Source organism: Psychrobacter sp. ENNN9_III (assembly GCF_001462175.1).
Taxonomy (GTDB): domain Bacteria; phylum Pseudomonadota; class Gammaproteobacteria; order Pseudomonadales; family Moraxellaceae; genus Psychrobacter.
Genome location: NZ_LNUO01000192.1, coordinates 1 through 5,927 on the forward strand (window position 1 = coordinate 1; position 5,927 = coordinate 5,927).

4 protein-coding genes are annotated in these 5,927 nt (G+C 40.8%); all 4 read right to left on the bottom strand.

Features of this window, described 5'->3' with window-relative positions; translation table 11 throughout:
- Positions 1–137: 137 nt before the first annotated feature.
- Positions 138–1,790: a thiamine pyrophosphate-dependent enzyme gene (locus PENNN9_RS11685; protein ID WP_058369842.1), complete on the bottom strand. Its 1,653-nt coding sequence runs from the start codon at positions 1,788–1,790 to the stop codon at positions 138–140.
- A gap of 78 nt (positions 1,791–1,868) precedes the next feature.
- Complete coding sequence (locus PENNN9_RS11690) at positions 1,869–3,140, bottom strand: NRAMP family divalent metal transporter (RefSeq protein WP_058369843.1); 1,272 nt, start codon at positions 3,138–3,140, stop codon at positions 1,869–1,871.
- Between the two features lie 177 nt (positions 3,141–3,317).
- Positions 3,318–4,745, bottom strand: a complete 1,428-nt coding sequence (locus tag PENNN9_RS11695) for a sodium:solute symporter family protein (RefSeq protein WP_058369844.1) — start codon at positions 4,743–4,745, stop codon at positions 3,318–3,320.
- An 89-nt stretch (positions 4,746–4,834) separates the two neighbouring features.
- Positions 4,835–5,860, bottom strand: a complete 1,026-nt coding sequence (locus tag PENNN9_RS11700) for a histone deacetylase family protein (RefSeq protein WP_058369845.1) — start codon at positions 5,858–5,860, stop codon at positions 4,835–4,837.
- Positions 5,861–5,927: the final 67 nt, after the last annotated feature.

Sequence of the window (5,927 nt, forward strand, 5' to 3'; positions counted from 1 at the left end):
ACCTATCTAGATATAGATAGTCAGCTTTTAATTATAACGTCCAAATCATAATACAATATAAGCTGCTGGATAGTGAAAGTAATCCTAGTATCTTCTAAAAAACTCCTGTGTCTTTGCTGGAATATCCTACATTAAACTTAGGGCGTAAGATCCTCAGGGTCAGTAAGCACATGCAGTAACACTGTTTTTTTGTCTTTTAAGACTACTCGCATTGCTTCATCTACACTGGACTTAATATTCTTATTATTATCGATTCGTATACCATGCGCACCAAAGGCATTTGCTAATGCTGCAAAGTCAGGGTTTTGTAGCTGCGTCCCCGATACTCTATCAGGGTAATGTGCTTCTTGATGCTGGCGAATGGTGCCAAACTGCTGATTGTCCATGAGAATAATTAAAACAGGTGCGTTATATCGTATGGAGGTTGATAGCTCTGCTTCATTCATCATGAATTCACCATCTCCAGTTACTACGACTGACAGACGCTCTGGCGTCTCTAACGCCGCGACAATACCTGCCGGCAGGCTATAACCCATCGCACCGTTTCTGGTACTAAGCTGACTTGGAAAGGTATGAGTGGGTAGATAACGCTGAGCCCATATACAATGATTGCCCGCGCCAAAACTATACACAGCATTTCTTGGTAAGCGCTTGGTAAGCTCTCGAATAACTTCTGTCATACTGGCATAAGACGAAGCAGTACCATCTTGCTCAGCCTGCACTTTCGGAAACGCGCAGTCTTTTCTTTGCTGCTCATGACAATAGTTAAACCAGTCTTTACGAGAATCTGAGCCTCCTATTTCTAACTTACTAATAGCTTTAGAGAAACTAATGGGGCTAGCGACAATATGTTCAGTCACTGCACCACTATGACCGCGTAAGCTGGTATCTAAATTGACAATATAATTGGGCTTATCAAAAGACTGACGCAATCGATACCCATCACTTGCAACGTCACCCAACACCGTCCCTATCGTAAGCAGTACATCGGCGTTTTCAATTAATGCTGCACAGTCGTCAGAACGTCCATAACCCAGGTAGCCTGCATGAGCCGGAGAATCAAAGGTAACTCGATCTGAGGCGCGCCAATCATGTATCACTGGAATATAATTGTCTTCTGCAAACGTTGTTAGTTGCTTGGTAGCGTCATCAGACCAATTCTGACCGCCAGCAAAAATCAATGGCTGCACAGATTTTGCCAAAGCATCTTTGATAATATCAAGCTTGTCAGCACTGATACAGCCCTCAGCCACTGGTATCACCGGATGCATTTGACCATGGAACTCTTGCTGAATAATATCTTCAGGTAATCCTACGACAACAGGACCAGGGCGTCCTTCTAATGCCGCATGAAAAGCCTTCGCTACAATTTCAGACGCCCTTGATACTTCGTCTAATATAAAGACCCGCTTACATTGGCTAGAGAACCATTGATTAGGATCAAATTCTTGAAATGACTCACGTTGCCTATCCGCTACTGGTACTAAACCGATAAATAATATGAGTGGCACCCCATCTTGCCACGCCGTATGGATGCCAGTATAGGCTTGCGCCGCTCCTGGTCCGCGTGTCACCATAGCAATGCCTGGCTGACCAGTAAACTTACCATGGGCGTCTGCCATATAAGTACAGGCAGCCTCATGACGACATACCACTGTCTGGATATCAGCATTATATAAACCATCCAATACCGAAAGATAACTCTCCCCTGGAACGACATAAGCACGATTTACTCCGTGCAATTGCAGGCTATCTACGATCGCTTGACCACCATGATTTGTATTTTTCATTCTTATTTCCTTAACTTCTATTTTCTTAATTTTTACTCTTTACTGCACATAAGCATACTGTTAACTAAATGTATTTGTTCAGCTAAAAAATCCTAATAAATTAGCGATGAACAACAGAGCAATCCCAGTTAAGAATATTAATCCCAAAATTGCCCATACATTCATGAGCGTGGATAATTTTTTGTGATCTTTAATCAATACATAGTTCAGACCACCAACAATAGGCGCTGCAATAAAAGCGGCAATCATAGCGAATTTGAGCATTGAGCCAAGTTGACCAGTAAAGAAAAGGATGATTATAAGTCCGCCAAATATGGCATAGCTCGTCCAAAAGAATATTTGTCCATTGGTAATCTCTTTATTACCTTTAAAAAGTCGCAAACATTCAGAATTTGCACGCGCGGTACCATCTGCGCTGGTAAGCGTTGTCCCGAACATGCACATGAATGCCACAAAAGCGACAAGGAATCTGGACCATTCACCGATAGTGGCGGTATACATATTGATCAATTGACCTACATAATCACTGCCTGCTGTTTGAATCTCTTGGCCAGAACCGTATTGAACAAACACTCCCAATCCCAAGAATACCAAGGCTAAAATTGTAGAGACAGAGTACCCCACGTTAAAATCAGTCAAGCCTTGGCGATATGTGGTATTTTCAGCTTTGATTTTTGCTGATATCCACATCGAGTTGATGGCTGAAAACTCCATGGGAGCAGGCATCCATCCCATTAGCGCTACAAGAAAGCCTAAAGTCGCTAAACTCCAAGGTGACGTTGCTACAAAATCTGCTGTCATCACTGTAGGCTTACCCGCAGCGATAATAACAGCAATAAGGGAGCCAAATGTCAGAGCAATAATAATCCACTTATTCACACTATCAAGCAGTTTATAATGTCCTGCAACCAAAAACACCCAGGAGATAACCATCACAATAATAGATAGTGTAATGGTCGACAGCCCGAGGCTGGCAGGGAGCATAAATCCTAAAATAGCGGCACAAAGCAAGGCAACAGCACCTGTCCCTACTACCGATGCAAACATTGATAAGAATAGATAAATACCCAGATAAATTTTTGATTTTTTATAGTAACCTGCGATCAAAGACTCACCAGTGCCATAAACATAATCAGTACCAAAACGAAAAAACGGATACTTCAATAGATTGGTTATGATTATCAGACCTGCCAATTGCCAACCATAAGTTGCTCCAGCTTGAGTAGAGGATATTAAGTGTGAGCCGCCAATAGCTGCCGATGCTAATAAGATACCAGGGCCGAGCGTCCGCCAGCTAAAGCTTTTCTCTACATCACTATTATCTAGAGTAGAAGTTAATTGTTTAGACATAGAAACCTCACATTGATAATAGAGCATTGAACCTGACTATTAATCACATTTACGACTGCACTCGCTACATTGAAATAGATGTCGCCATAACCGAACACTTTTAGAATCGAAACTTTCATACCAAACATCCTTGTTTTAATTAAACAAAATTTAACTAACTTTACTTAATTAGAAAATCTAAATCTCACTACTTGTGTCACTGGTCGCTAATGATACAAAAACAACCAATAGCATCGAAATTGGTAAACCTATGAATACAGGGTGTAGGCCATATGGATGACCAAGCACTTGCCAAATAACGGCCACAATTAGACCAATCCACATTGCCACCGTTCCACCTAATCGAGTGGCTCTTTTCCAAAAGAGACCAGCGATAACGGGTGCTAATAGACTCGACACTAACATAGCAGCGCCTGTCACAAATAAGTTAACCAATTGAGGGATGTAAAGAGCAAGTAGAAGTGAGAGGATAGAAACTGCTATGACAGATATACGGCTATATTTTAATAAACGCTTATCAAGATCTGGTGTCTCTTTGAGCTTGGGTCTAATAATATCGTTTGCAATTGAAGAGGCACCGGCCATGAAGAACGAATCGGCTGTTGAAATAACTGTGGCAAATAAGGCAATAATCATTACTACCACCATTGGAAAACTAAAGACATCACCGATCACTGCGTAGTAAGTCAAGTTTGAATCAATGTCTCCCAAATTGAGTCCGAAGCGGGCCATAACGCCAATGGCAATAATCATAAAAGCAGTGACAGCCCCTAAGATAATCGCTATCCAATATCCAATTCTAGCTGTTTTAGCACTTCCAGCAGCCCAAAATCTTTGCCATAAGTCCTGTCTAACCATCTGGTAAGCACCAATAGTTAGCAGATAAACGAACACCTCAGAAGGAGGTATACCCATAATATTTAAAAAATCAGGTTGATCAGACGCTGCTACATTAAGCTGCACTGCTTCTAAGCCACCTGAAGCGATGATAACGACGACAAATAGAATAAAAACGCCAACTGTCTGTATCGTGCCATGGAATGCATCTTGCCAAATGACTGATTTCATACCACCAAAATAGGTCTTCAATGTCAGCATTGCCCAACTGATTAGTATACCCGTGGTTAAATTCAGTCCCATGGTTAAATTGATGATAGTGGCGATGGCTACGAACTGTAATCCTGTTATCGCACTATAGGCAACCATGGTACTGGCTACCGTGGGAATCCTAGCACCTTCGCCAAACCTCAATACCGTAAAATCTGCAATAGTGACCATTTCATACTTTTCACCAAGCGCACGAATCCTTTTTAAGAAAAACGCGAGCATTACCACACCAGCAAGGAAAATTGAAAAATTTAACCACTGTTGACCCATTCCAAATAAAAAGCCATTTTCCATAAAACCTAGCAGAGTGGCACCACCAACCGCAGTGCCCACAAAGGTCAAAATAAGTGGAAATAGGGATACCGATCTTCCTGCAACGTTGAAGTCATCGTAGGTTTTAATGCTCTTTTTGTTGATATAAAGCGAGACGCCAAATAAGAAAAAGAAATATATAACAATCAAAAAGCCTAAAATTAAACGTTCCTGCGAATCATACATATTTAACGCTCCCTGTACTTTCTTGCATATTTTGCTTGTTGAAGTCCTTTCAACAGTAGTTTCTTACTTACTTATTAAACATAACTTTTTTATTCACTGAGTCCAGACAAAAATGCCTGTAGGTTTTCGTTCAGCTTTTCTATACAGTAACCGCCCTCTACTAAGACAATGACTGGTTTGTTTAATGCTTTGAGCTTTTGCGCTAAAACTTTAAAGCCCTGCGTACTAACTTCACATTTGGCTTGAGGGTCATCTTTGTAAACATCGAATCCTAAGACATGGACGATTACATCAGGATTGAACAATTTTAAAGATGCTATTGATTGATCAACATATTCAAAAAATCCAGCTTCATCGGTACCATGAGGCATGGGAAAATTGATGTTATACCCGTATCCTTCTCCCTCACCTCTTTCATGCTCATGACCTGCAACAACCGGATAAAAATTAATAGGACTACCATGTACTGAGGTATAGAGTACATCTTTACGATCATAGAATATCTCTTGAATACCCTGACCATGATGCATATCAGTATCTATGATGGCTATTTTTTGGTATTTTTGACGAAGATGCTCAGCAACAATCGCCGCATTATTTAGATAACAAAAACCACCAGCGGCACTTTTACGTGCATGATGGCCTGCAGGTCTGGTAATACAGACTTGAATAGCATTTTGACTTGTCGCATTTTCCAATAATGAATCTGCAGCATTGAGTGCAGTTTGGGCAGACCAGTAGATGGATGTCCACGAATGCTTACCAATAGGTGCGCTACCATCGGCTTGATATTTAGCGGCTTTAGCCAAGATACCAAGTCCAGAATTATTTGGAATATAAACAGTGGTTTGAATTTCCTCCCCCATATCTTCATCTACAGCCATCCATGCATCATGCCCATACTTCAAAAACTCGACGTAATCAAAATCATGTACAGCCAATATCGGTTCAATGCCCTTATCTTTGGCAGTAATAACTTCTAACCCCAACGCTTTTGGCGCTTTTAATAATTCTGTTAAGCGCTCAGGCTTCTCTTGTGGCTCTCGCATTTGTCCACGAGAAAAATACGTTTTTGGATGATGAAGCATTTGGTTTTCATGGCTATATATTTTCATTTTAAACAGTCCTTTGTTATAAATAATTTCTATACAAACAATAGTTATTAGCCATTAATCTAGATTA

What these genes read in the sequence shown, in the direction of transcription:
- PENNN9_RS11700 (WP_058369845.1), bottom strand. Translation starts at nt 5,860, where the DNA reads ATGAAAATATATAGCCATGAAAACCAAATGCTTCATCATCCAAAAACG.
- PENNN9_RS11695 (WP_058369844.1), bottom strand. Translation starts at nt 4,745, where the DNA reads ATGTATGATTCGCAGGAACGTTTAATTTTAGGCTTTTTGATTGTTATA.
- PENNN9_RS11690 (WP_058369843.1), bottom strand. Translation starts at nt 3,140, where the DNA reads ATGTCTAAACAATTAACTTCTACTCTAGATAATAGTGATGTAGAGAAA.
- PENNN9_RS11685 (WP_058369842.1), bottom strand. Translation starts at nt 1,790, where the DNA reads ATGAAAAATACAAATCATGGTGGTCAAGCGATCGTAGATAGCCTGCAA.